This is a genomic window from Paraburkholderia piptadeniae (genome assembly GCF_900007165.1).
Taxonomy (GTDB): Bacteria; Pseudomonadota; Gammaproteobacteria; order Burkholderiales; family Burkholderiaceae; genus Paraburkholderia; species Paraburkholderia piptadeniae.
The window spans coordinates 104696-129992 of the sequence record NZ_CYGY02000011.1; the positions used below are offsets into that span (position 1 = coordinate 104696).

The 25297-nt window shown below is 61.9% G+C and carries 22 protein-coding genes; 10 read left to right on the forward strand and 12 right to left on the reverse strand.

Annotation, left to right across the window (positions count from 1 at the left end; translation table 11 throughout):
• Positions 1-99 precede the first annotated feature (99 nt).
• Together BN2476_RS04955 and BN2476_RS04960 are read right to left on the reverse strand one after the other, a co-directional pair.
• A complete protein-coding gene (locus tag BN2476_RS04955) occupies positions 100-1449 on the reverse strand; it encodes an MFS transporter (RefSeq protein WP_087733048.1) in 1350 nt (449 codons plus the stop codon).
• 18 nt (positions 1450-1467) lie between these two features.
• Entirely contained in the window at positions 1468-2640 is a 1173-nt protein-coding gene (locus BN2476_RS04960; protein ID WP_087733184.1) for a M20 aminoacylase family protein, read from the reverse strand.
• A 128-nt stretch (positions 2641-2768) separates the two neighbouring features.
• On the opposite strand from BN2476_RS04960, the gene BN2476_RS04965 reads away from it, so the two are divergent.
• Positions 2769-3719: a LysR substrate-binding domain-containing protein gene (locus tag BN2476_RS04965; RefSeq protein WP_087733049.1), complete on the forward strand. Its 951-nt coding sequence runs from the start codon at positions 2769-2771 to the stop codon at positions 3717-3719.
• A gap of 122 nt (positions 3720-3841) precedes the next feature.
• Here the strand turns inward: BN2476_RS04965 and BN2476_RS46380 are convergent, their stop codons facing one another.
• The gene (locus tag BN2476_RS46380) at positions 3842-4069 is read right to left on the reverse strand and encodes a hypothetical protein (RefSeq protein WP_087733050.1); all 228 of its coding nucleotides are present in this window, start codon (positions 4067-4069) and stop codon (positions 3842-3844) included.
• A 203-nt stretch (positions 4070-4272) separates the two neighbouring features.
• Here BN2476_RS46380 and BN2476_RS04975 point away from each other — a divergent pair, with 203 nt between their 5' ends.
• Positions 4273-4851, forward strand: a complete 579-nt coding sequence (locus BN2476_RS04975; RefSeq protein ID WP_087733051.1) for an acetate uptake transporter — start codon at positions 4273-4275, stop codon at positions 4849-4851.
• 542 nt (positions 4852-5393) lie between these two features.
• Complete coding sequence (locus BN2476_RS04980; RefSeq protein ID WP_087733052.1) at positions 5394-5837, forward strand: universal stress protein; 444 nt, start codon at positions 5394-5396, stop codon at positions 5835-5837.
• 99 nt (positions 5838-5936) lie between these two features.
• Here BN2476_RS04980 and BN2476_RS04985 read toward each other — a convergent pair whose 3' ends face one another.
• Positions 5937-6359, reverse strand: coding sequence for an ACT domain-containing protein (locus BN2476_RS04985; protein ID WP_087733053.1), 423 nt, complete (start codon positions 6357-6359; stop codon positions 5937-5939).
• 273 nt (positions 6360-6632) lie between these two features.
• On the opposite strand from BN2476_RS04985, the gene acs reads away from it, so the two are divergent.
• Entirely contained in the window at positions 6633-8693 is a 2061-nt protein-coding gene (gene acs / locus BN2476_RS04990; protein WP_087733054.1) for an acetate--CoA ligase, read from the forward strand.
• Positions 8694-9396: 703 nt separating this feature from the next.
• Here the strand turns inward: acs and BN2476_RS05000 are convergent.
• Positions 9397-10230, reverse strand: coding sequence for an oxidoreductase (locus BN2476_RS05000; RefSeq protein WP_087733056.1), 834 nt, complete (start codon positions 10228-10230; stop codon positions 9397-9399).
• 94 nt (positions 10231-10324) lie between these two features.
• Here BN2476_RS05000 and BN2476_RS05005 point away from each other — a divergent pair, with 94 nt between their 5' ends.
• Positions 10325-11296 (forward strand): AraC family transcriptional regulator, encoded by a 972-nt coding sequence (locus tag BN2476_RS05005; RefSeq protein ID WP_087733057.1) that lies wholly within the window; start codon positions 10325-10327, stop codon positions 11294-11296.
• Between the two features lie 86 nt (positions 11297-11382).
• Here the strand turns inward: BN2476_RS05005 and BN2476_RS05010 are convergent, their stop codons facing one another.
• Together BN2476_RS05010 and BN2476_RS05015 are read right to left on the reverse strand one after the other, a co-directional pair.
• Positions 11383-11859, reverse strand: coding sequence for a c-type cytochrome (locus BN2476_RS05010; protein WP_235850698.1), 477 nt, complete (start codon positions 11857-11859; stop codon positions 11383-11385).
• Positions 11860-12291, reverse strand: coding sequence for a hypothetical protein (locus tag BN2476_RS05015; protein ID WP_087733058.1), 432 nt, complete (start codon positions 12289-12291; stop codon positions 11860-11862).
• Between the two features lie 157 nt (positions 12292-12448).
• Between BN2476_RS05015 and BN2476_RS05020 the strand changes: the two genes are divergently transcribed.
• Positions 12449-12823: a VOC family protein gene (locus BN2476_RS05020; protein ID WP_087733059.1), complete on the forward strand. Its 375-nt coding sequence runs from the start codon at positions 12449-12451 to the stop codon at positions 12821-12823.
• A 130-nt stretch (positions 12824-12953) separates the two neighbouring features.
• On the opposite strand, the gene BN2476_RS05025 is transcribed toward BN2476_RS05020, so the two are convergent.
• Together BN2476_RS05025 and BN2476_RS05035 are read right to left on the reverse strand one after the other, a co-directional pair.
• The gene (locus tag BN2476_RS05025) at positions 12954-14606 is read right to left on the reverse strand and encodes an FAD-dependent oxidoreductase (protein ID WP_087733060.1); all 1653 of its coding nucleotides are present in this window, start codon (positions 14604-14606) and stop codon (positions 12954-12956) included.
• Positions 14607-15170: 564 nt separating this feature from the next.
• Positions 15171-16286, reverse strand: a complete 1116-nt coding sequence (locus tag BN2476_RS05035) for a DJ-1/PfpI family protein (protein ID WP_087733185.1) — start codon at positions 16284-16286, stop codon at positions 15171-15173.
• A gap of 209 nt (positions 16287-16495) precedes the next feature.
• Here BN2476_RS05035 and BN2476_RS05040 point away from each other — a divergent pair, with 209 nt between their 5' ends.
• Positions 16496-17155: a methyltransferase family protein gene (locus BN2476_RS05040; protein ID WP_087733062.1), complete on the forward strand. Its 660-nt coding sequence runs from the start codon at positions 16496-16498 to the stop codon at positions 17153-17155.
• Between the two features lie 288 nt (positions 17156-17443).
• On the opposite strand, the gene BN2476_RS05045 is transcribed toward BN2476_RS05040, so the two are convergent.
• Positions 17444-18943: a PQQ-binding-like beta-propeller repeat protein gene (locus BN2476_RS05045; RefSeq protein ID WP_160111674.1), complete on the reverse strand. Its 1500-nt coding sequence runs from the start codon at positions 18941-18943 to the stop codon at positions 17444-17446.
• 416 nt (positions 18944-19359) lie between these two features.
• On the opposite strand from BN2476_RS05045, the gene BN2476_RS05050 reads away from it, so the two are divergent.
• The 3 genes from BN2476_RS05050 (at position 19360) to BN2476_RS49480 (ending at position 23225) form a co-directional block, all read left to right on the forward strand.
• Positions 19360-21285, forward strand: a complete 1926-nt coding sequence (locus tag BN2476_RS05050) for a potassium transporter Kup (RefSeq protein WP_087733064.1) — start codon at positions 19360-19362, stop codon at positions 21283-21285.
• A gap of 392 nt (positions 21286-21677) precedes the next feature.
• Entirely contained in the window at positions 21678-22553 is an 876-nt protein-coding gene (locus tag BN2476_RS05055; RefSeq protein WP_087733065.1) for an SDR family oxidoreductase, read from the forward strand.
• Positions 22554-22769: 216 nt separating this feature from the next.
• Positions 22770-23225 (forward strand): hypothetical protein, encoded by a 456-nt coding sequence (locus tag BN2476_RS49480; RefSeq protein WP_160111675.1) that lies wholly within the window; start codon positions 22770-22772, stop codon positions 23223-23225.
• A gap of 44 nt (positions 23226-23269) precedes the next feature.
• Here BN2476_RS49480 and BN2476_RS05065 read toward each other — a convergent pair whose 3' ends face one another.
• Both BN2476_RS05065 and BN2476_RS05070 read right to left on the reverse strand, forming a co-directional pair.
• Positions 23270-24439, reverse strand: coding sequence for an acyl-CoA dehydrogenase family protein (locus BN2476_RS05065; RefSeq protein WP_087733066.1), 1170 nt, complete (start codon positions 24437-24439; stop codon positions 23270-23272).
• Between the two features lie 36 nt (positions 24440-24475).
• Positions 24476-25252, reverse strand: a complete 777-nt coding sequence (locus tag BN2476_RS05070; RefSeq protein ID WP_087733067.1) for an enoyl-CoA hydratase — start codon at positions 25250-25252, stop codon at positions 24476-24478.
• Positions 25253-25297 lie beyond the last annotated feature (45 nt).

Here is a 25297-nt window from a genome sequence, read left to right on the forward strand (position 1 = left end):
CGCAAGAATCGTTGGCAAACCCGCATTCAAATCGAATGTCAATCGGGCGCTGAGACCCGTCGAGGCGTGAGAGCGACCTACCGCACGAGAAAGCGCCCTTCAGTCGATCGGCCGCCCTGCCGTCTCGCGAATAAACGGCAGCGCCAGCAGCGACACCAGCCCGCAACCGATCAGGTACCACGCGGGCGCGAGGGTATTGCCCGACAGTTGAATCAGCCATGTCGCAAAGAACTGCGCGAAGCCGCCGAAGATCGACACGCCGAGGCAATAAACAATCGACATCCCGGTCGCGCGAATCTCACGCGGAAACATCTCGGGCAGCATGACGATATTGGGCACAGCCGTGAATGCGACCAGGACGCCCAGCGCAGCAACCACAGCCAGCAACACAGGCACAGTCGGCGCGGCATTGATGACCATGAACGCGGGATACACCGCCGCAATCAGCAACGCGCGCGAGATCCACAGCACGCGCTTGCGTCCATAGCGATCCGACAGCGAGCCAGCGAACGGCGAGCAGATCACCGTGACAAACGCCGCCGTCCACGACGCCCACAACGCAAGCGACATCGGCAGATGCAGGATCTTGATCGCGTACGTCGACAGATAGAACAGCACGATGTAATTCGCCGCCGTGCCGCCGATCGTTGTCACGACGCCCGTCGTGATCACGCCCAAGTGCGTGCCGAAGATCTCGCGCACAGGCCGCGCGACCGTCGATGCCTCGATGGCTGGCGTCTCTTCCGACGATGCAGGCACCGGCAGCGTTTCGTCGAGATGTCGCCGGATGTACACGCCGATCGGCCCCATCGCCATGCCGATCACGAACGGCACGCGCCAGCCCCAGCTTTCTAGCGCATGCGTCGACAGCATCGCCGCGAGCGCGACGCCCAGCAGCGAGCCGACCACCGTGTTCAAGCCCTGGCTCACGAACTGCCAGCTGCCGTAGAAACCGCGCGTGCGGTCGCTGCCATATTCCATCAACAGCGACGTCGATGCGCCGATCTCGCCGCCCAACGCGAAGCCCTGGATCAGCCGTGCGAGGATCACGAGCGCAGGCGCTGCGAGTCCGATCGATGCATACGTCGGCGCGAAGGCGATGATCGCGGAGCCGAGCGTCATCAGCCAGAGCGTGAGACTCATCGCCGCCTTGCGCCCTGCCCGGTCAGCATACGCGCCGAGCACCACGCCGCCCACGGGCCGCATGATGAAGCCGACGCCGAACGTGCCGACCGCGAGCATCAGTTGTGCAAGCTGCCCTTCGACCGGGAAATACAGTTTGCCGATAATCGTCGCGAAGAAGCTATAAATCGTGAAGTCGAAAAATTCGAGGCCGTTGCCGAGCGTGATTGCGGCAATCGCTTTCGCGTGGCTCACGTGCCGCGGTTGAGCGTCGCTCGTCGACGCGTTGTTGTTTGGCGTGGAAGCCGATGCGGCTGTGTACGTCATGTCTGCCTCCCGAACGCGTCAGGCCAGAAACGCCTGCACAAGACGCACCCAGTAGGCGGCGCCCGTCGCGAGGCAATCGTCGTTGAAGTCGTAGCCGGGATTGTGGACCATGCAGCCGCCCTCCCCGTCCCCATTGCCGATGATCAGATACGCACCCGCGCATTTTTCGAGCATGAACGCGAAGTCTTCGCTGCCCGTCAATGGCTGCATGTTGTCGATCAGGCCATCGTCGCCGACCCACTCGCGCGCGACTTGCGTTGCGAAGGCCGTCATCTGCGCATCGTTGACGAGCACCGGGTAACGGCGCTGATAGTCGATCTCGGCGCGCGCGTTATACACGGACGCCTGTCCGTGAACCACTTCCTGAATGCGCGTCTCCAGATATCCGCGCACGTCAGGCTTAAGAGCGCGCACAGAGAGACGCATTTCCGCCGTTTCGGGAATCACGTTCGGCGCTTCGCCTGCGTGAATCGCGCCGACGGTGATGATCGCCACGTCGAGCGGCGCGACGTTGCGCGACACGATGGTTTGCAGGGTCAGCACGATCTGCGAACACACGACGACGGGATCGACGGCCTTGTGCGGCACCGCTCCGTGACCGCCGCGCCCCGTCACCTTGACGATGACGGTATCCGACGACGCCATGAACGGCCCCGGCAAAAAGCCGAACTTGCCCGTCGGATGACCGGGCATGTTGTGCATCGCGAACACGGCGTCGCACGGGAACTTGTCGAAGAGGCCGTCCTCGATCATTTTCTTCGCACCCGCGAGGCCTTCTTCGGCGGGCTGGAAAATCACGTTCAGCGTGCCGTCGAACGAGCGTTCCTGCGCGAGGTGCTTCGCCGCGGCGAGCAGCATCGCGGTGTGGCCGTCGTGGCCGCATGCGTGCATCTTGCCGGGCAGCTTGCTCGCGTATGACAGGCCCGTCTGTTCGTGAATGGGGAGCGCGTCCATGTCGGCGCGCAGGCCCAGCTTGCGCTCACCGTTGCCAACTTTCAGTTGCCCGACGACGCCCGTCTTGCCCAACCCGCGCGTCACGGTGTAGCCCCATTGGTTGAGCTTCGCAGCGACCAGATCGCCCGTGACGTGCTCTTCGTAAGCAAGCTCGGGATGGGCGTGAATCTGGCGGCGCAAGGCAATCATTTCTTCTTCGAGACCGGCGATGCCGGCGGGGATGACCATCGTGTTCACGCTGCTGTCTCCATAGATTGTCTGTGCGCCCAGCATAGCCAACCGTTTTTTTGACGGGCAGACGGGAAACGGTTACGGTGGCAACCAACAGTTGCCACTCGCGATGCCACCCTGCATACGTCCGACAGATGAAACTGCATCAACTGACCACGCTCGCCGCAATCGCCGAAACGGGGAGCATCCGTGCCGCCGCGCGTCAGCTGGGCCTCTCGCCCGCTGCCGTGACCAAGTCGATGCGCGAACTCGAAGCCGATTTACGGACGCCGCTCGTGATTCGCGGCACATCGGGCGTCGCGTTCACCGAGTATGGGCGTGCGCTCGTCGTGCACGCGCGGCTCGTGCTCGGGCAACTGGCGCGCGCGGAAGCGGAACTGGAAGCGATGCGCGGCGCGGCCGCGGGCAAGCTGTCGGTCGGCGTGACGCCGTGGCTTGCACTGACGTTTCTGCCGGAGACGGTCAACCGCTTCAAGCAGAAGATGCCCGACGTGCAACTGGAATTCTTCGAAGGGTTATTGGCTGTCGTGCAACCGCGTCTGCGCGACGGCAGCCTCGACTTTTCGATCGGCCGCCCGCCGCCTGCGTCGCCGCAATCGGAGTTTCATAATGTGCCGCTTTTTTCGACGCATTCAGCTGTCGTCGCGCGGCGCGGGCATCCGCTTGCCGAGTGCCGTACGCTGCATGAACTGCAGGATGCTGAGTGGGTGTTGAACTGGGACCCGGCGAGCCGGGAGTCGATGGCCGACAATCTGTTCCGCAAGCGTGGGATGAAAGTGCCCCATACGATTCATCTCGCGCATTCGTTCGCGATCGTGTTGGGTCTGCTTCAGCAGACCGATTTCCTCAGCATCTTTCCGTGGCCGCTCGTTGAAGTGAACATCGCGAAAGAAAATCTGCGCGCGTTGCCGTTGCGCGAGATCGTAGATGAGACGACCGTGAGCATCACGTCGCGGCGCGGCGTGCCCGTCAGTCCCGCAGGCGCCTGTTTTATCGAATGCCTGCGGGAAGTGATCGATGCGGGCGCGCGGTCGCAGGATGCCGACCGCCGCCGCCTGTTTCACTCGATTGAACTGCTGTTTTAGTTTTAGATACGGCACTTGGTCAGCGACCGTCGTCAGACATCAGCCTCAGTCAGGGCGATATACGTCAGCCCGACCTTGTCGCGAAGCAGTTACGCATGTGGTGCTCGGGGTCTGTGGCGACATTATGCATGCGAGAACGAGATCGCAGTAGCGGCGCCTTCGTGCTGCGCATCGGTCGTGATCCTAACGTTTTCGATATCCCGCGCGACTGGCATGAGTACCTGCCAAAGGGCGGCGACCCTCATGCCGTGAAGATCCGCGCGCGAACGTTCAGACGTTGACGCACGTTCATACGCGTAGCGACAGGCTTCGACGATCTGGCGGTCATCCTCCCGCCAGATCAGCGCCATCCGATTCGGCGAGCAGCGCAACGCGTCCTACACTTAAGTTGAACCGCGCAGGCTTGCACGTGGCTGCGCCACAAACAGGGTCAAACGCACATTGCGCTGATGGCCATCGATAGCGAGCATGGCACGGTCGCGTTCGGCGGCGACCGAGGAATTCGCATCGCCTCTGGATATGTCTAAAAGGCTAACCACCAAGGAGGCGGTTTATGAACAGTAAGTTAGCCAACCCGGCGCCGCTCGGGCTAGCTGGGTTCGCATTCACCACATGGATGCTCAGCATGGTGAACGCCGGCTGGTTCGACAAGGATGCCTTGGGGCTCGTGCTGGCGCTAGCGTTCGCTTTCGGCGGCACGGCGCAGATGATCGCGGGCGTGCTCGAATTTCCGCGCGGCAATACGCTAGGCACGGTGGCGTTCCTCAGTTACGGCGCCTTCTGGTGGTCCTTTGCGCTGTTTGCCGGGTTCCTGGGCGCCAAGGTGCCTGAGTCTTTCATCGGATGGTATCTGTTTGTGTGGGGCGTCTTCACGTTCTACATGTGGATCGGCTCACTGCACACGAGTACGTCTGTGCAACTGGTGTTTCTCTCGCTGTGGATCACTTTTCTGCTGTTGGCGGTCGGCGCATGGACAGGCATGAGCCTTGCCACGCAGGTCGGTGGCTATGCAGGCCTGGTTACCGCCCTACTGGCGTTCTATGCGTCCGCGGCGATGGTGATCAACGAAAGCTTCGGACACACCGTACTTCCGACACACGACTGGGCACAAGCCCATCCGCAAGCGGCCTAGCCAATCGGTGAGGGTCGGCCGGCGTGGGTTAGGCGCGCCGGCCAGTGAGCGCTGCGGAACTTCATGGAGAAGTGGACCCTATCCGGGTATTGAGCCTTTCCGGTGCCTGCTAACCGCGGGCCGAGAAACGGACCGACTGCATCCGTTACGAGTCGACGTATCGTGATCGAATTGCAGGAGCACCTCGAACAGACTTCTGCCAGTCGATGTTTTGCGTTGCGGTCCTGTCGCGCCCTGCTCCGCGTCGATTCGCGGTTTGAATCGGCCTCCCGCCTGGAAATAGTCCCCAGCGGCGCAGCGAAGGGCTTCACTCACGGCGCCGAGGGTGGCTGCATCTGCCCGCGGGCTCTGGGTGCAACGACTGCGCGCGTCGCGCCGGAGCAGACCTATACTGAATCAGACGATCCTTTGACTGTCGCCTTCGCTGCTCCGCAACCGGCTCGATGCTCGACCGGTACAAAATTCGAATACGGCGCAGGGATGGTACCGAGGGACGTAGCGCGAAATCTTGGGCATCGGCTTCGCGCTGAGAGAGAAATAGAATGTTCAAGCATCTGCTGGTGCCTACCGATGGATCAGCACTCTCCGATGAGGCTGTTCGCATGGCGGTTGACGTGGCGAAAGCCTTCGACGCGAAGATCACAGGCATTCACGTCATTCCGAAATTCCATCTGCTGACGTCCGACTCCGAAATGCTGGCCGACACGTCGACTGACCACGCCCGGCACGCGAGGAATCACGCTCAACAATATCTGGCTTTCGTCGAACAGGTCGCGACAGACGCCGCCGTCCTATGCGCAACGACCTGGGTCATGAACGACCACCCGTATCAGGCAATCATCAACGCCGCGCAGGAGCGGCATTGCGATCTGATTGTGATGGCGTCACACGGCCGGCGCGGCATGCAAGGACTCCTCATTGGCAGCGAAACGCAGAAGGTACTAACCCACAGCAAGATACCGGTGCTGGTATATCGGGGCCAGTGAGCAAGTTCTGCCCCGCGGGGGCGTGTCGCCTTCATTTTGTCCGAGCAATGCGACCGCATCTGGGCACACCGTCGCCGTCCCGGCGGCGGCATAACGTCCCTATGCCTGCTGCAAAATCCCGATTGCGCGAACCGTATCGTCCAGCGTGTCCAGTGCCATGTAGGCGACGAACTGCGTGCCCATGGTGGCAGCCGAAACGCCGCGGAGGTTGATTCCCCCTGCAGCCAGCTTCTGAGTCAGTTCTGCAATGATGCCCGGCCGGTCGGTGCCCATCACACGCACCGAGTGAAGACTCGGAGTGACGTTAAATCCCACTTGCGAGGCGGCACGGATTTCGCGGTCGTTCTGAAGCGGCGCGAGGAACACGACTCCCTTCCCGGGCGTTTCCGGAGTTCGACGGGAGATGATGAATTGCAGGTCCGCTCCGGCATCTCGCAGCACACCGAGCACTTCGGCAAGACCGCCGGGTCTATCCTCGATGGTGGCCGCCCACACATCGACACGTTCAACGAGCAGGTCCATGGTGCCTCTCCCGTTTGATGAACCCCAATGAAAATCTAGTTCAGGGCTGACCGCCCGGCAAGCCAAACAGCGTCGTCGCGCTAACGCAATTGGCCGTCGGAAAGCAACTCTTTGGCGGGGAATACGTTGATTGGCATTACATCCGCCCTGGCCTTAAATTCGTTATGCAGCGCACGGACTGTCGCGCCTGGTGCCCAGACTCAAAAGACGCGCTGCCGCGAGTAGCGTGGGACACCTCGTGCCCCGGGCACCTGGGAGCAAGGAGGAATTGTCATGCCACGAGACAAGTCATCGCGCCGCACTTCCGCAGAGCAACAAACAGCCGAGATTTCCGAGGCGCAAATCGCCGTGCACTGGCCTGAAGAGGATTATTTCCTGCCGCCCGCCTCGTTCATCGCCCGAGCCAATCTGACAGACGCGGAAGTGTTCGCACGCTTCTCTCTCGACAAATTCCCCGAGTGCTTCAAGGAGTTCGCGGACCTTCTCGACTGGTACAAGTACTGGGAGACGATGTTCGATGCAAGCAATCCTCCGTTCTGGCGCTGGTTCGTCGGTGGCCGGCTCAATGCCTGCTACAACTGCGTGGATCGCCACCTTGCCGCCTACCGTAACAAGACCGCGATCCATTTCGTGCCCGAGCCCGAGGACGAGACGGTCCAGCATGTCACCTACCAGGAGCTTTTTGTCCGTGTAAGCGAGTTCGCGGCGATGCTACGCGACTCATTCGGCCTGAAAGCCGGTGACCGGGTCACTCTCCACATGCCTATGGTGGCGGAATTGCCCATCACGATGCTCGCTTGCGCCCGACTCGGGGTGATTCACTCGCAGGTATTTAGCGGCTTCAGCGGCGCGGCCTGCGCCGACCGCATCCTGGATTCCGAAAGCCGTCTGCTGATTACGATGGACGCTTACTGGCGCGGCGGCAAGCTGATCGATCACAAGGAAAAAGCCGACATCGCGTTCGCCGAAGCTGCCGGGAAGGGTCACAAGGCCGAGAAGGTTCTGATCTGGCAGCGGTATCCGGGCAAGTATTCGAGTCCGACAAAGCTCGTGGATGAACGCGACGTCATCGTCAATGACGCCCTCAAGGCGTTCCGCGGCAAACGTGTCGAGCCCGTGCAGATGCTGGCCGAGGCACCGCTATTCCTCATGTATTCGAGCGGCACCACCGGGCGCCCCAAGGGATGCCAACACTCCATTGGAGGCTATCTCGCCTACGTCGCCTGGACATCGAAATACATCCAGGACATTCACCCCGAAGACGTCTACTGGTGCATGGCCGACATCGGCTGGATCACCGGCCATTCGTACATCGTCTACGGCCCGCTCGCGCTCGGGGCCTCGTCGGTCGTCTACGAAGGCGTGCCGGTGTACCCCGACGCCGGGCGCCCTTGGAGAATTGCCGAAAACCTCGGCGTCAACATCTTCCACACGTCGCCGACGGCAATCCGGGCGCTGCGGCGCAGCGGACCGGACGAACCGGCGAAGTACAGCTATCACTTCAAGCACATGACGACTGTGGGCGAACCCATCGAGCCTGAAGTCTGGAAGTGGTATCACCAGTCTGTCGGCAAGGGTGAGGCCGTGATTGTCGACACGTGGTGGCAAACGGAAACGGGCGGGTTCCTTTGCAGCACCGTGCCGGCGTTGCACAAGATGAAGCCCGGCAGTACCGGCCCGGGGATACCCGGCATTCATCCGGTGATTTACGACGACGACGGTAACGAGCTTGCGCGCGGTTGCGGCAAGGCCGGCAATATCTGCATCCTCAATCCGTGGCCCGGCGCATTTCAGACCATCTGGAAGGCCCCGGAGCGCTACGTGAAAACGTACTATGCCCGCTACTGCCGGAATCCCAAGAGTAAGGACTGGCGCGACTGGCCCTACATGGCGGGAGACGGTGCCGTCGACGCTGCGGACGGCTACTTCCGGATTCTCGGGCGCATCGACGACGTGATCAACGTCGCCGGCCATCGCCTCGGTACCAAGGAAATCGAGTCAGCCGCCCTGCTTGTCCCCGATGTCGTCGAAGCGGCTGTCGTGCCCGTCGCCGACGAGATCAAGGGCAAAGTGCCCGAACTGTATGTTTCGTTAAGGCCGGGGGTGGAAGCTTCGGAGGATCTTGCAAAGCAGGTCACAAACTCGGTGGTCGGCCAGATCGGTGCCATCGCGAAGCCGCACCGGGTGCTGATCGTTCCAGACATGCCCAAGACCCGGTCAGGCAAGATCATGCGGCGCGTGCTCGCGGCACTTTCGAACCATCAGGACCCAGGAGACGTATCCACGCTGGCCAACCCCGAGGTCGTTGACAGTCTGCGGGCGCTCGTGAAGTAACCCGGGGCTACGTCCAAAATCCTGCAACTGAAAATCTCTGTGAAGCCCGCGCAAGCTGGGCTTCACAGGGGGTATGAGGGTGATCAAGATAGAATCTTTGATGATCACGCAGCGCCAAGAATGTGCCTTGCGAGCCGTCGACTTGGTGTCGCATACGCAGTTGAAGTTGCTTCGCAGTCTCGGCGGATCAATAGACCCTCGCGTCCCACAGTTGTAGAGCGACACAATCAGGAAACGGTAAAGCCCGTCATCGCGCGGCGGCTCCGCCATCAGGGCCAAGCCAACCACGAACGAATCCCAGTCGGAACACGGCGACACGACCACCTTGGCGATTCGGCCGCCGCAGCATCGGCCTGCGCGCCTTTCTTCGCGCAACCAGAAAAATCAACGGCTAAAGCGATGCTTACCCACCGGCTCTGCAATCTGCCGCACGTGCTTATCGAGGCCGGCGCCGGCGTCGAGCAGCATCGTCGTGCCGTCGATCCCGCAGAAGAGCCGCGTCCTCGGCAGCGGTGAGCGTTCGTGCTCGCGACGTGCGATTGCGTTGAAGTGGGGTCGGGAAGCGCCTGTCACGGTGCTTGAAAACAGTCATCCGCAGGCGCGTGCGTACTGCCAACAGACTTTCACATCGGGCAAGCATCGCATCGTTCGCACCCGACGCCGCGGGATACGGTTCTCGACAGATTCTCCGCCTCGGCGGTCATCAGCCGTCCGTCGAAACGGTGATAGCCTCCCACGCACCGATTTCCACGTTCAATGCCGACAACTTGTCTCGAACGAGCCCGAGTGCGTCGCTACCGAGCAAAAGATGCGTGGGCGGATGATCCGCTGCAATGGCGGCCAGCATTGCGCGCGCCGCTTTCCGGGGATCTCCCGTTTGCTTGCCGCTTTTTTCCTCGCGGGCCTGGCGAATGGGATTGAAAATATCGTCGTAATCCGAAATCGAGCGGGGGGTCCGCGTCATCGAACGACCGGCCCAGTCAGTGCGAAATGAGCCCGGCGCCACGGCCGTCACGGCAATACCGAAGGGCTTGACCTCTTTGCCTAGCGCCTCGGAGATGCCCTCCAACGCAAACTTGCTCCCGCAGTAATAAGCGATTCCCGGCATCGTAATGTAGCCGCCCATCGATGTGATATTCAGAATGTGGCCGCGGCGGCGCTCACGCATGAACGGCAGGACGGCCTTCATCATGGCGACCGCACCAAATACATTCACATCGAACTGTCGGCGCATTTCCGGGAGCGGCGATTCCTCCATGATGCCCTCGTGGCCGTAGCCGGCATTGTTGACCAGCACATCGATTGGTCCGACGCCAGCCTCGATTTCCGCCACGACGCTGTCGATCGCGTCGAAGTCGGTCACGTCGAGCACACGTCCCCAAGCGGCATTCGCGGATAAGGACTCGAATTCATCCTTTGCCTGGGCACTTCTCACCGTACCGACGACCTTGTGACCCACCGCCAGCGCTTCCTGTGCGAGCGCGCGGCCAAAGCCGCTGCTAACGCCGGTGATGAGCAGAGTTTTGCTGGATGCCATTAAAGCTTCTCCCGAATGTCGATTGGAGAGTGCATGCTAATCTGACGAACAAGGTAACTTAAGCCGAATTCCGCTAATTTTCTTGCATAAAACTATGAACACGATACGTGCTTCGACCCAGCATCCAGCTCTATCCTCTCGAAGCCAGAAACGCATGGTCGCCCTGCTACGCGCGTTGGCGCCCGACGAGGGCTACAACCTGACGGCACTACCGAGCGTCCGTATCTTGCGGTCGAACCGGGCGCTATCGCGCACGCCCGTTCTGTACGACCCCGGTATCGTGATCGTCTGCCAGGGCCGCAAACGAGGTTATTTCGGCGACCAGCTCTACCTGTACGACGAGCGTCACTACCTGGCCGTGTCCGTGCCTGTGCCGTTCAGCATGGAGACCGACGCAACCGAGGAGCGCCCGCTGCTCGCGCTGTATCTGCACCTCGATTTCGCGTTGGCCGCCGAACTTGCGGAGCGGATCGACCGCGAAGGCGTGGCGGAGCGCGCACCAGCACCTCAGAGCATGATGTCGACGCCGATGGATGACGCGATGCAAGCGTCCGTGCTGCGCTTCCTCGAGGCAATGCATCGGCCACTCGAAGCTGCTGTGTTGGGCGCCGGACTGCTGCGTGAACTGTATTTCCGGGTAGTCACGGGAGCCCAGGGAAGCTCGTTGCGCGAGGCTTTGGCGATGCGAGGACAGTTCGGCCAGATAGGCCGCTCACTTCGTCTGATTCATGCAAGCTATGCGCAGCCCCTCGACGTAAGGCAACTGGCCGACGAAGCGGGCATGAGCATTCCGAGTTTCCATAGCCACTTCAAGGCAATTACGCAGGTGTCGCCGATGCAATACGTGAAGTCGACGCGACTTCATCAGGCTCGCCTGTTAATGGTGCGCAAGGCGCTGACTGCGGAGGCGGCGGGACACGCTGTGGGTTACGCGAGCCCGTCCCAGTTCAGCAGGGAATTCAGGCGTTTGTTTGGCTTGACGCCGGCCGCGGAGGCTAAGCGTATGCGCGAGAGCTTCGCGATCCCGGCCGTATTCGCTGATGCGGCTTATGTCTCGTCGCACTGAATTGTGCGCGGTTCGGCGTGGATCGCGCCCGTTTCCCACGCCGACATAGGCTTCCGGATGAACCTCGGCAGCCCACCCAGTTCTGACTAACGCTGCGGAGGCCGTGGGTCGACGGGAATCGTGCCGTCGGCACGGCCGAGAAAGTACCGGTAAATATCGTCAATGTGCTCAGCGATCAAGGGATTGCCGCGATATGCGGGCATTCCGCGCGACGGCTCACCGTCAAGCACCATCCGGCCAAACATCTCGCGGCTCTGCGTGCGCGCGTACTCGACAATCGACGGTGCCGCTAGCCCCTCATAGTCCTTGCCATGACAGCGGGCGCAATCGACGGCGCGCAGAGTACGCCAGGCGCTGACGATGGCGTCATCGGTCAATCGGGAAGCTGTACGCCCGGTGTCCGCATCGCCCCGGGCCGGTATTGCAAACGCAATCACGACTACGACTGCAAGCGCGCAGCACCTTGGCGCGATCGCCGACATCGCCGACATTTTTCGACTGTGCTGCGCGGCGAGCCGGTGCATGTCATCGCTGGCGAGCGTATGTTCGGGGTGCGCGCGCATTCAATGGTAAGTCGTCGTAGACGACTGCAGCTTTGTCAACACGCCGTTTTTGAACCGGAACCAGCCCTGCGAGCTTTGCATCACCACTTCATCGCCTTGCCAGAACACGCGCTTGACCGTCATGCGCTTGCCCGAGCGCTGCACAAGCGGCGGATGGTGGCGAAAGTCGTACAGCACGGGGCCGGAATCGGTTTGTACAAGCGTGCGCGTGACGGCGTGATCTACGTTGCCGACGTCATCGAAATGCGTGAGCGTGTTCGCGTCGAAGCGATCGAAAACTTCCTTGTCGAGCATCCCGACGAAATCGCGGTCGACGCGCGCGAATTGCAGTTCGCCCGAAGGCGTGGCGAGCGGGCCGGGCGCGTTGCTTTGCGCACGAGCGCAAGTCACGAAACACGTGGCTGCGAGCGCAGCGAAGAACAGTCGTCTCATGTTTTCCTTTAGATCTAGCCGGAAAGTGGGCGATGGAAACAGCCAGAACCCCGGGGTACTTCTGCCCAATTGCACATTGCAGTCCAACTTATCCCGCAGGTTCTGCGGGATACTTTACGTCAGGCCTCGCGCAGGCCCATACACTTCAGGGGAACTCATGTTTGATCACGTCAAATTCGGAGTCAGCGACTATGCAGCGAGCAAGGCGTTCTTCCTCAAGGCACTCGAACCGCTCGGCGTAGCTGTTGTCTCGGAGGGGCCGCCGACGTACGGTGTCGAGCTTAGCCCAAAAGGTAAGGCTTCATTGTGCCTGTACCAGACCGACGAGAAGCCGGCGCATCTTCACCTGGCGTTCACAGCCGGGAATCGCCAGCAGGTCGAGGCTTTCTATCGCGCGGCGCTGGAGGCGGGCGGCAAAGACAATGGTGCGCCTGGTCTGCGCCCGCACTACCACGCGAACTACTACGCAGCTTTCGTCACTGGTCCGGACGGGCACAACATCGAAGTGGTTTGCCACGAGCCCGAGGCCTAACCCTTCCATCGAGGGCACGTCCACGAGCGGGCTTCGCCCACTTGCGGCCGCCCCTCATGTCGAACGGTGTTGCGCTGCCAGCGAACGCGCCGCGCCAGATGTGGATGCAGTAGCGCCACCGTCCTCAACGCTACCGCGCATCGAACTGCAGATACTTGTGCGCGAAGGCGATTGCCATGCTCCCCTCGCCGACTGCCGAAGCCACGCGTTTGACGGGGCTCAACCTCACATCCCCGCAGGCGAACACGCCGGGCACGCTCGATTCGAGCAGGTACGGGTCCCGCCCATGGGACCAGCGGCCCGCCTTGACGACATCGTCACCCGTCAGAACATAGCCGCGTGCATCGCGCGCGATTTCCGCCGGCAGCCAATCCGTTTCCGCATCGGCGCCGATGAAAACGAACAGGCCGCCACAGTCGTAGCGGCGCACCTCCGCGCTCGTTCCATCGCGAACGTCGATCGCGCTCAGACACGTATCGCCGTGTGCCCCGACGACTTCCGATCGCAACTGCACCGCGACATTGTCCTTGCCGGCAATCTGCTCGATCAGATAGCGCGACATGCCTTTCTCGAGCGAATCGCCTCGCACGACGAGCGTCACCCTGCGCGCGTGATTGGCAAAATAGAGTGCGGCCTGTCCAGCGGAATTGCCACCGCCGATCAGATGAACATCCAGTCCATGCGTCGCGCCCGCTTCGCTGCGCGACGCGCCGTAGTAGATTCCTTTGCCAATGAACCGGTCGAAGCCATCGATGGTGAGGCGCCGCCACGTCACCCCGGTCGCGAGAATCATCGTCTGCGCGCGGACGACATCGCCGCCGTCGAGGTGAATCTCGCGTCGTTCGACATCGATTCGCGCCACCGATCGTGTGACCAGAATCTCGGCGCCGAGCCGCCTCGCCTGCTGTAGCGCGCGGCTTGCGAGTTCGTCGCCGGAAACGCCGTTCGGGAAGCCAAGATAGTTCTCGATGCGAGACGACGTGCCGGCCTGCCCGCCCGGCGCCTCGCGCTCCAGCACCAGCGTGCGCAGGCCTTCCGATGCGCCGTACACGGCCGCGGCCAGGCCGGCCGGCCCGCCGCCGATGATCGCCGTGTCGTATTCGGCGAAGCGAGGGTGGGTCTGCAAACCCAGCAAGCGTGCAAGCTCGCGCGTCGCGGGCCGGCTCAGCACCGTTCCGTCGACGAGCCGCAGCGCGGGGCACTCCGCGTCGGACGGAACGGTGCCGGGCCAGCGCGCCGGCAGTTCGGGCGCGTCGGGGGTCATCCAGTCATGGCTGATCTGATTGCGCGCGAGGAACTGGCGCAGCGCGGTACAAGCGTCGTCCCAGCGACGGCCGACGATGGTCACGCGCGCCTTCGGCGGTTCGGCGGAGAGGCTCTGAAGACCGCCGATGCGCTCGCGCGCGAGGGCCCCCATCTTGAACGCAACCTCCGGCGACGCGGCAGCGAGCGCGTAATAGCGCTGCGCGTCCACGCGCATGACGCGCGAAGGTTCCGCAGCACGATACGCGCCCGGAAACGGCGAACTCAGCGCAAGCGGCACTTCGCCGAAGATGGTGCCCGGCAGACGCCAGCCCAGAGTGCGCTCGATGCCGTCGAACGTCTTGATGACTTCCATCTTGCCTGACAGCACCGCATAGAGCGCGCGTTCGCCGCCTTCATGGACGGCGAATTCGCCCGCGCACAGATGCAGGTCGGCGGACGTGTGCGCGAGACTCTCCAGTTCGTTGTCGGGAAGTGTCGAGAAGAGCGGAACTGCCCGGATGTCATCGATGGTCAGCATGGCTTCGTCCTGTCTGGCAGGTGCCGTAAAGCCCGGACCACCGGGCCTCGTGGTCGTCACGTCCGACGAAAGGACATTCGCGGGCAAACGGCGCAGCGATATGGTTACGGTGTCGTTTGTTTTTTTCGTCGCAGGGCTCGTCGAACGCGCCCGGACGCTTATGCCGACGCATGCCCCAAATGCACTGAGGCAGTATATGACTTCCTGACACGAATGCTCACTCGTTGGTGCGCTGTCGAACATTCATAAAAAATGCCGTTCAGTCGCTTGCACCGGCGATGCCGGTAGACGAACTCGGGCTTCGTCATGTGCGCGAGCAGCCTGGCGATCAATTCATCGGATTCGTTCGCATCATCGTGCGGCACTTCGAGCGCGTAGAGCAACGAACAGCGCGGCGGATTCGTCACATAGCACATGTCGCTGTGCCACGCGCGTCCCGCGTCGGCCATGCCGATCGGCTTGCCGTCTTCGATGAAGTTATGCGATCGAGGGCGGCGGCCAAGCGATCTTCAACCCAATCCCGATTGACACTGTCTTTCGGCATGCGACGAGTTTGCGATCAGCCTAGTAGCCTGGGTATTGCATCTGCAACGCAACCCACGCGGCGGTGCGATCGCCGAAACCATTGGCGACAGCCTTTAGCGACTCATCCAGCGCTCGCAACGGCTGTACCGAATCAGGCGCGGGCAACATGCGGCCGGGTGCATCGATGCGGGCCACGCGGTCGGGCACAATGACGATTCCACGTCGGGTCCGTACGGCATCCCGGCTCTGTGCAACCGTATAAGCAGTAGAGCGAAATGTGGTTGAATAAACGTCCGCCTGCAGTGCAAGCGAGATTTCATCCACTCCAGACGCGATAGGAATGCCGACATCCTCATACGACCAGAACGAAACATAGTTGCGGGCGATCGTCAGTAAAGACGGCAAGTCGAGACGAAAGGCCGAGCTTTGAATCTCCGACGACCACGATCGTCGACCCAGAGATTCGGCCAACTGGTTGGCGCGATCACTCCCGGCGATCGCTTCCACGATGGCGAACGATGCTGGAATTGTCGCCGTCACGCCCGTCGTGGTGACGACTTTCCCGTCGGCGATGTAGCGCTTGCCCTCGATCCAACGGGTCTTGGGGAACTGCTTGCGCAGATCATCCATCGAGTACCAGTGCCCTGTCGCCCGACGGCCATCGAGTAGTCCCGCCCTCGCGACGACCCACACACCGTCGCATACGCCAACGATCGTTGCACCCTTCTTCGCCTGATCCGCCACCCACGACACCAACGTCAGATCGCTATCCCGATGCACCGCCGGCACAATCACGTAGTCGGCGCCCTCCGGAACCCGCTGATCGAATTGAGCCGTCGTTTCCTGCGGTTCGATCTCCATCGGCGCGGGGAACATGCGGATTGGACCGGGTTTCGTCGCCAGCGCGATAACGTCGGCCGCCCCGGAGGCAGAGATGATGCCGTAGGGGACCATGTAGTCGGTAAGCTCCGTGTAGTAGTTCTCTGCGAGCACCACTACAACCGGCCGGGCGCGACCAAATCGTGGCTGATAGGGCGGCAGACGATCGTGGGTGACGTTCGCCGTCGTGACCAAAGCCGCATGGGCAAAATCGAAAACGCGAAGCGACGCAACGCCGAACAACAGCGCAAGCCACAATATGACGGCTCTTTGCATACTGCCCCCTTGGAAGCAAGCCGTGCCGAATAAGTCGTTCTGGCGAGATCGTCGCTTCATTCGATGACACCGTGGTTGCAGACTTTTAGAACCATGCAGATCACATAGCATCATCCTCCGTGCCAAGGGCAGTTTTGCGGTGCTGTTTGCACCCAGACGATTTTCCAGCATAGTGAAAGCCATATCTTCATCACCAGAGCAGGACAGATATGGCGAGCACTCCCAGACTGGCATTCGTCACCGTCGTTTCGACCCTCGCTTACCTCGGCCTTGCCATTCTGGGCTGGGGCGGTTTTTCCGCCTTTTTCTCGCACGCTGCTCTCACGGTCGTCGCCATCGCGACGATTGCGATGGCCGGCGTTGGACTTCTCAGCGCCGGCAATCTCAGCACCGGCGAACGCGAAGATCGCGGCAATCGCTGGGTGCTGGCCGCCTTCGGCGTAATCGGATTACTGAGCGCCTGGCTACCCGCCTACACGGACCGCAAAGCGTTCTGGATACTCGACGGCGACACGGTACGATGGATCGGCGTCGTCCTGTACATCGCGGGCGGCGTGCTGCGTCTATGGCCCGTCTTCGTGCTTGGCCGGCGCTTCAGCGGACTGGTCGCCATCCAGCCGGGACATACGCTCGTCACAAGCGGACCGTACAGCGTAGTCCGCCATCCGAGCTATCTCGGGTTGCTTATCCTCTCGCTGGGTTGGGCACTCGCGTTTCGATCGAGTGTCGGCGTGATACTTGCGGTGCTCACCGTTCCCCCGCTTATCGCGCGCATCAATGCGGAAGAGGCGCTGTTGCGTTCGCAGTTCGACAACGAATACGACGCGTATTGCGCCCGCACCTCGCGACTGATTCCAGGTCTCTACTGAAGCTCCCGGTCATTCATGCCTTCGGCAGGCCATCGACGCGCAGGCCGTCCGGAACCGTCGATCCAGCCGGGATTCCGACCACCGCGCTGTAAAGCCGCCAACGCGAATGTACGCGCATGCTGAATGCGCGTCCCTCTGCCCGTAATCCGACCGATATTCACGGAGACGAGTACGGGTGTCCCGGACCTGTGCGCAATGTGAGAGCAATTCGCAGAACATATCCATACTGAACTACAAATGGACAACCGCCACTTCGCGCGCCGCAACTGATACAGACTGCATCGCGACTCAGGGTTCGAAGCTGAACGCGTAGATCCTGTCGTCGCCTGCGATGTAGAGCCGTCTGTCTGCCGCCAGAATGGTCGCAAAGTGCCGCAGGCCTTGAATACGGTCTTCGTCCCGACCGCCGGCAAACACAGGCTGGCCGTTGTCTCCCCGGAAGCCGTGCAGCTTGTTGTCACCCTCCGCGCCCGCGATCCACACGATGCGATCCGCGGCGCCGTCGCTGGTCGTGGTGACCGGGCTCCCCGCACCGTCCACCCGCGCACACCAGGCGGTGCCGATGCCGCCGCGTGACGCAGCGACGATCCGCAAGACGACCAGGCCCGCTCCGCCCTGCCCGGCGGGGCAAGCGACGCCGTTGCCATGGAATGCGATGTACACGCCGTTCTGCGCCGGGTATGACGCCGGTCCCGTTCGAATCGACGCGCTCGATACCTGCTGCACGACAAGCGCGCCACCAATGCCGCCCAGATTGTCCCGATCGAGCATATAAGCCTTGCCATCCTTTCCTAGCCCGACGATCAGCCGACGCCCGTCAAGATCGATCGGCATCGGATTGGTGCCGCCCACGTCGAGGTCGCTCTCATCCAGTTCACGCCAGTCCGTAGGCGCAAACGTGTCGCGTCCGCTCGCAGGACGCTTCAGGTCGGTTGCAAGCCGGACGATAGCTTCGCCGTCGGCCCAGGTCTCAACGCCCCCGGTATTGCCTGTCGCGACGAACAGCGCCCTGTCGGCCACGGCGACGCCTCCTGGCGCCCAGATTCCACCCTTGAGGCCGCGAGTCATCCAGCCGCCGGACACGCCGGGACTGTCGAGGCGCAAGCCGACCACCCAGCCGTGATAGCCGCCGCAGTCACCGAAATTGCCGCCGTACGGTACGAAGAGCCGGCCATCCAGAATAACCAGCGCACCTCGTTCGCTCTGCACGCGCGAATCAAACGACATTCCTCGTGCGCGCAGGCCGGCCGCGATGTCCACGGGCCATCCGTGCAGCACGGCGCCATCGCGCAACGACAGGCCAAACACGAGATGTGCCGGCTCACCCTGACGGTTCACCAGCGCGTCGAGGTAGAGCGTACCCGCGGCGGGATCGATCACCGGCGTGCCCGTAATGCCGACGGGATCGACGTTGCCGCACGGCAATGCCGAACGCGGCACGGGAGGCCCGAGCACAGTACGCCAGACGACATGGCCCGTTGCCGCATCGAGTGCGTAGACGGTGTTCGCCTGCGTTGCGGCGATCAGGAGCCCGACCGCCGAACCGGGTGGGCGCCAGTAGAGAGGCTGGGCGTAGATATGGCCGTCGACCCTGCCGTCGAAGCGGGAGTCGCGATGGAGGTGCGACGCGCTTTGCCACGTCAGGCCGGGCACGACATATTGTCCGCTTCTGTCACCGGTGCGGTGGTAGCCGGGAACGGCGTCGACGCCCTGTGCCCGAACCGCGCTCAGACAAGCGCACGCAATGCAGAGGACGAGAATCCTCAAGGCTGGATTAGCGACAGACACATGCGTCTCCTTGCCCATCCCTTCGGAAAAGCTGCTGATCTGCGGCCACCCGGCTCGACCGGGTTCGCCCGACAAATGGAAAACACCGTCTTGCACGACGGCGCTGCGGCTGGCGTGAACGCAAGCGGCTCCACAGGGCGACACGACCGCGAGCAAGACGGACCGTGCGCCTCCGGCGACCTCGAGCGATCCACCCGTATCGTCCGCCGATAGCAAGAGCATCGCTGCAGCCACACCGCGCTTTTTGTGCGCAGTTCCTATACTTTTGAAACCATAGCGCGTAAAGGCACCACGGAACAGCAAGCCCTGGCGAATTTCGAATTGTCCCACGATCATGAAACGTACGACCGTGCCTGGCGGCATCGCGCCCCTGTGCAGGCCGTATCACCGCCACGCGACAGAATCAGGAGGAAGACATGGGACACACCGCCCCCACGACGCCCGAAGCCCACCAGGTCGGCGCGCACGGTGAGAATCGTAAAGCCCTCCCGGCGCTCGCGCTTTCCGCGCTCGGCGTCGTCTATGGCGACATCGGCACGAGTCCGCTATACACACTATCGACGGTCTTTGACTCGAGCAACGGGCTGCCGCTTAACGCATTCAACATCGTCGGCATCGTCTCGCTGATCTTCTGGTCGTTGATGGTGGTCGTGTCGCTAAAGTACGTTGTGCTCGTCCTGCGCGCAGACAACCACAGTGAAGGCGGCATCATGGCGCTCCTCGCACTGGCGGCTTCCTCGGTTTCGACGCGGCCACGGCTTCGCCGCGCGCTAATCATCGTAGGCGTCATGGGGGCCGCGCTCTTCTTCGGCGACAGCGTGATTACGCCGGCAATCTCCGTACTGAGCGCCGTCGAAGGCCTCGAGGTTGCGGCACCGACGTTGAAGACGTTCGTGATTCCCGTGACGCTGGCGGCGCTCATTGCACTCTTCATCATGCAAAAGCATGGCACGAGCGGCATAGGCGCCGTGTTCGGTCCGGTGATGGTGTTGTGGTTTGTCGTGATCGGCATCGCGGGGCTCGTCAATATATTCGCGGCGCCCGTCATTCTGGTTGCGCTCAATCCGCTGCAAGGCCTCGGCTTTTGTCTGCATCATCGCTGGCTTGCGTTCGTCGCGCTCGGCGCCGTCGTGCTGTCCCTGACAGGCGCCGAAGCGCTTTACGCGGACATGGGCCATTTCGGCAAGCGCCCGATTCGCGTCACATGGTTCGGCATCGTGTTTCCCGCCCTCGCGCTCAACTATTTTGGCCAGGGAGCACTTTTGCTCGCCCATGCCGGCGCGCTGGATAACCCTTTCTATCACCTCTTTCCGCAGTGGGCGATTTTCCCGATGATCGTCCTCGCAACGGTCGCAACAGTCATCGCTTCGCAGGCAGTGATATCCGGCACCTACTCGATGACGAAGCAGGCGATGCAGTTGTCCCTTCTGCCTCGCATGAGCGTGGTCCACACATCCGAGCAGGAAATCGGCCAGATTTACGTGCCCGGCATCAACTGGGCACTGCTCGGCGCGGTGGTAGCGGCCGTGATCGGCTTCGGCTCGTCGACGGCTCTCGGCGCCGCATACGGCATCGCAGTCACGGGCACCATGCTGATCACGACCTTGCTGACGTTCTTTGTCGTCCGGTACGCGTGGCATTACAACTGGCTGCTGTGCATCTTCGCGACCGTGTTCTTCATCGCGATCGATGCGATGTTCTTCTCCGCAAACCTGTTGAAGATCGTCGCGGGCGGCTGGTTTCCGCTCGTGATCGGCGCGGTGGCGTTCACGACCATGGCGACCTGGGGCCGCGGCTGGGAAATGATGCTGGCTGAAGCGCGCGTGCGCGCCGGCGCGACTCCACTCAAACCGTATCTGACATCGCTGCTTGCGCGGGCCCCGTTGCGTGTCGGTGGTACGGCGATTTTCCTGACGCCCAACGCGGATGCCGTGCCGCATGCGCTCGTCAATAACCTGAAGCACAATCAGGTGCTGCATGAATGCGTGGTATTCCTGACGGTGATAACGAAAGAGATACCATGGGTGCCCGACAGCGAACGGGTGAAATTGCAGCCGCTAGGCCCAGGCTTTTATCAGGCGACGGTCACTTATGGATTCAAGGACGAAGTCGATCTGCCGAAGGCGCTCGAAGAGTGTACGAAGGAGGGGCCTGCGTTCGAGCCGTCTGCAACGACGTGGTTCCTGAGTCGTGCGACGGTCGTGCCGACACCGGGCAGTGGAATGGCGCTATGGCGCGAACGCCTTTTTGCAGTGATGTTGCATAACGTCGGCAATGTTGCCGCGTTCTTCAGGCTGCCTGCCAACCGTGTATTCGAAGTTGGTGCACGGGTAGAGATCTAGCTGACTGGCATCCTGAGGTTCCGTTTCCAGCATGGCCCGCGTCGCCGTGTAAGCGCGCTCTATTCGCTTCAAATTGCGCTGGAATCGACGGCGTGATGACGCCACCGACTTGCCGGCACCTGACGCTCGCGGAATGGGTCATGAAAACGCGGCCTGATAGACGTTCGGCGCCACACTGGTTTATTGCTTGATCACGCGCCTAAAGCGCGATCGATCGGAAAAGCCGGTTCGCGCGCCGACTTCTGCAATCGGCCTGGGTTGCGCTCGTATATGCATCTGCTCGATTCAAGACCCTTGGAAGCATGTCGACGACGACCCCACTCTTGCTGTTTTGACTCGTAGTAACGCCGCGTTTCGCACCTAACATCATTTCCGTACGTATCGAGACGACCATGAACCTCGCGGGCAAGACACTATTCATATCAGGCGGCAGTCGCGGTATCGGACTTGCCATTGCGCTCCGGGCGGCACGTGACGGCGCCAACGTTGTGATTGCAGCGAAGACAGCCAACCCGGACCCTCGGCTCGAGGGCACGGTACATACGGCGGCGGCGGCCGTGCAAGCGGCTGGCGGAAAGGCGCTTGCGCTGGTCGTCGACATTCGCGATGAGGAACGCGTGAAGGGCGCGGTTGCGCGGGCGGTTGAGGTGTTCGGCGGCATCGACATACTTGTGAACAATGCGAGCGCCATCCGTCTGACGGGAACGCTGGATACGCCCGTCAAACGGTACGACCTCATGCATGGCGTGAACGGCAGAGGTACGTTTGTCTGTGCCCAGGCCTGCCTGCCTCACCTCATCAATTCGCCGAATCCACACATCCTTACACTGTCGCCCCCGCTGGTCACAGACCCGAAGTGGTTCAAGGATTTCCCGGCCTACACCATCGCCAAGTACACGATGAGCCTGTTCACACTCGCGCTAGCTGGCGAGTTCAAGGACCGTGGCGTCGCTGTAAACTCGCTGTGGCCGAGAACCGCGATTGCGACAGCCGCCGTGCGAAACGAGATTGGTGGCGCGGAGATGATTGCTGCGTGTCGAAAGCCGGAGATTGTCGCCGACGCCGCCCATTACATACTGACTCGCCCATCCAGCGAGTGCTCGGGAAACTTCTTTCTCGATGACGAAGTGCTATTGGCGGCTGGTGTCCGGGACTTTTCGCAATACGACGTCCAGGCTGGCGCGGCATTGCAGGCGGATTTCTTCGTCGAGGCCTTGCCCGGCATGCTGAGGGCGGACAACATGACGAAGGCAAAGCCGAGGCCGTGACGTGCCTGGTATCTGACGAAGATTCCGGCACCACAGTTGATCGGACTCGAGGCTAGGTTCGCGGTATTGCCGCGATGGTCAAGCGGCGCGGGCGCAATAGCAGGCGAAGCGAGGGCTGTGCAGGGAACGCGACACTCGTGTCTCAGAACGCGTCATCCGTTAGCGGTGCGACCTGGCTACCTGACTTCCTGCTGCCGTGGTTCAAAGGTTCGCCAGTTGCCCATCAACGCATTGCAGCCATGCCGCGCGCTGGTCGACGCGCATCGTCAGTCGTTGAGACTCGGGGGGGAATACACGCCACATGCCGTCCCTGTGCTGAAAGAAGAAGATGTCCGCGGAACCCTGTCGCCTTACCGCTTCGACACGAAGACAACGTCGTCCGTTCAGGCGGGCCCGAGCGAACCGGATAATCCGAACCTGCGCCGCTGGATCTGGCGCAAACCATTTTTCGACCAGCTGGCGCAGGCTGTTCTCTCCGGGCTTCATAGGATTCCCTTCTCTCACCGATCTCGTCGGTTCAGTGCTTACAAAAGCCGCGTCCGTGTCAATCTGCATTCGGTCAATGCGGACAGTCCGCGCCTGGCATCGAGCGAGCCGGCGTTGATCGGCGTTCCGGATGAGTATCGAAACGTCGCCGTGCCGTTCGGTGTGAACCACGCGTTGGGGAGTTGACATCATGGTCGCCTCTCGACTTAAAGGGCGGAGCTCGATGCCGTTCAATCGCGCATCAGCGCGCGGCCAATGATGATCTGCTGTATCTGCGTGGTGCCTTCGTACAGGCGCAGCAACCGGACATCGCGGTAGAAGCGCTCAACCCCGGTTTCATTCATATAGCCCGCGCCACCATGCACCTGCACGCCGCGATCCGCGACGCGACCCGCCATCTCCGTGCAGAACATCTTCGCGCACGACGCGCGCATGCTGACATCCGGATCGCTCTGACCGGCGGGTTTCGCGTCGTAGCGCCGTGCGCAGTCCTGCACCATCGACCAGCCCGCATACAACTCGGCCTGGCTGTCGGCGAGCATTGCCTGCACCAGTTGGAAATCGCCGATGCGCTGTCCGAACTGCTTGCGCTCACGCGCATAAGCCACCGATTCGTTCAGCACCCGCTGCGCGACACCGCACGAGAGCGCCGAAACGTGAAGGCGGCCCCGGTCGAGCACTTTCATTGCCGTTTTGAATCCCTTGCCCGGTTCGCCGCCGATGATGTTGGCGGCCGGAACGCGCACGTTATCGAGCACGACATCACATGTCTTCGTGCCGCGCTGGCCCATTTTCATGTCCGGCTTGCCGAGCGTGATCCCCGGCAGCGTCGCAGGCACGATGAAGGCCGAGATGCCATTGGCACCCGGGCCGTCAGTACGGGCCATCAACGTGAAAGCCCCCGCGCGTGGCGCGTTGGTGATGAAGCGCTTGGTGCCGTTGAGCACGTAATGATCGCCATCGCCGTCCTTCACCCGTTCCGCGCGTGTGCGGAGCGCTGCGGCGTCCGAGCCGGCGTCAGGCTCAGTCAGTGCAAACGACATGATCAGATCGCCGCTCGCCACGCGCGGCAGAAACGTCTCCTTCTGCTTTCCCGTCCCGTCCATCAGGATGCCCTGTGACCCGATGCCGACGTTGGTGCCGAATACCGAGCGGAACGCGAGCGAGGTCTGCCCCAGTTCGTAGGCCACCGCGCATTCCTGCGCCATCGACAGGCCGATGCCGCCATATTCTTCGGGGATCGACAGACCAAACAGGCCCATCGCCTTCATGTCGTCGACGATGTCGCCAGGCACGTCGTCGAATTCTTCCACCGAGTCCTCGGCAGGAACCAGCCGGTCCTTGATGAAGCGCTGCACCGATGCCAGCAGAAGCTCAAACGATTCGTTATCGAGCGCCATGTATGTCCTCCAGTCTTTTCCTGTGTGCTGCGCGCATCAGCGGTGTTCGAACACCGGCTTGCGCTTTTCAAGGAAGGCGCGCATACCCTCCCGCGCGTCATCGCTCGCAAAGCGCGCGTGAAGTTGACGTCGCTCGAACGCGATACCCTCGGTCAGCGAGGTCTCCCAGGCGCGGTTGACCGACTCCTTGATCGCCATCAGCGCGGGTAACGAGTAACCGGCGATGCTGTTCGCGAGGGTCATGCTCTCGTCTCGCAGCGATTGCGCCGGCACCACGCGCGAAACGAGTCCGTACCGATCCGCCTCGGCGGCGTCCATCACGCGCGCGCTCAGGCACATGTCCATCGCCTTCGCCTTGCCGATCGCGCGCGGCAGTCGTTGCGTCCCGCCGGCGCCCGGCAGCATCGCGAGCGTGATCTCCGGTAGTGCGAACCGTGCACTGTCCGCGGCAATGACGATGTCGCAGGCGAGCGCGAGCTCGCACCCGCCGCCCATTGCAAAGCCAGCCACCGCGGCGATCACAGGCTTGCGCACACGGCGGATGGTTTCCCAGTTGCGGGTAATGAAATCGCTTTTGTAGACGTCCATGAACGACCAGTTCGCCATCGCGGCGATATCCGCGCCCGCCGCAAACGCCTTGTCGTTTCCGGTGATGACGATGGCGCCGATGCCATCGTCCGCATCGAGGCGAAGCAAGGACTCGCCCAGCGCATCCATCACCGCGTCATTGAGCGCATTCATCTGCTTCGGGCGGTTGAGCGTGATCGTGCCGACGCGCCCGGCTACTTCGACGAGGATCGGTTGGTCTTGCATGACTTTTCCCTTTGCTTTACATTCAATTCGGAATCCGAATTACTA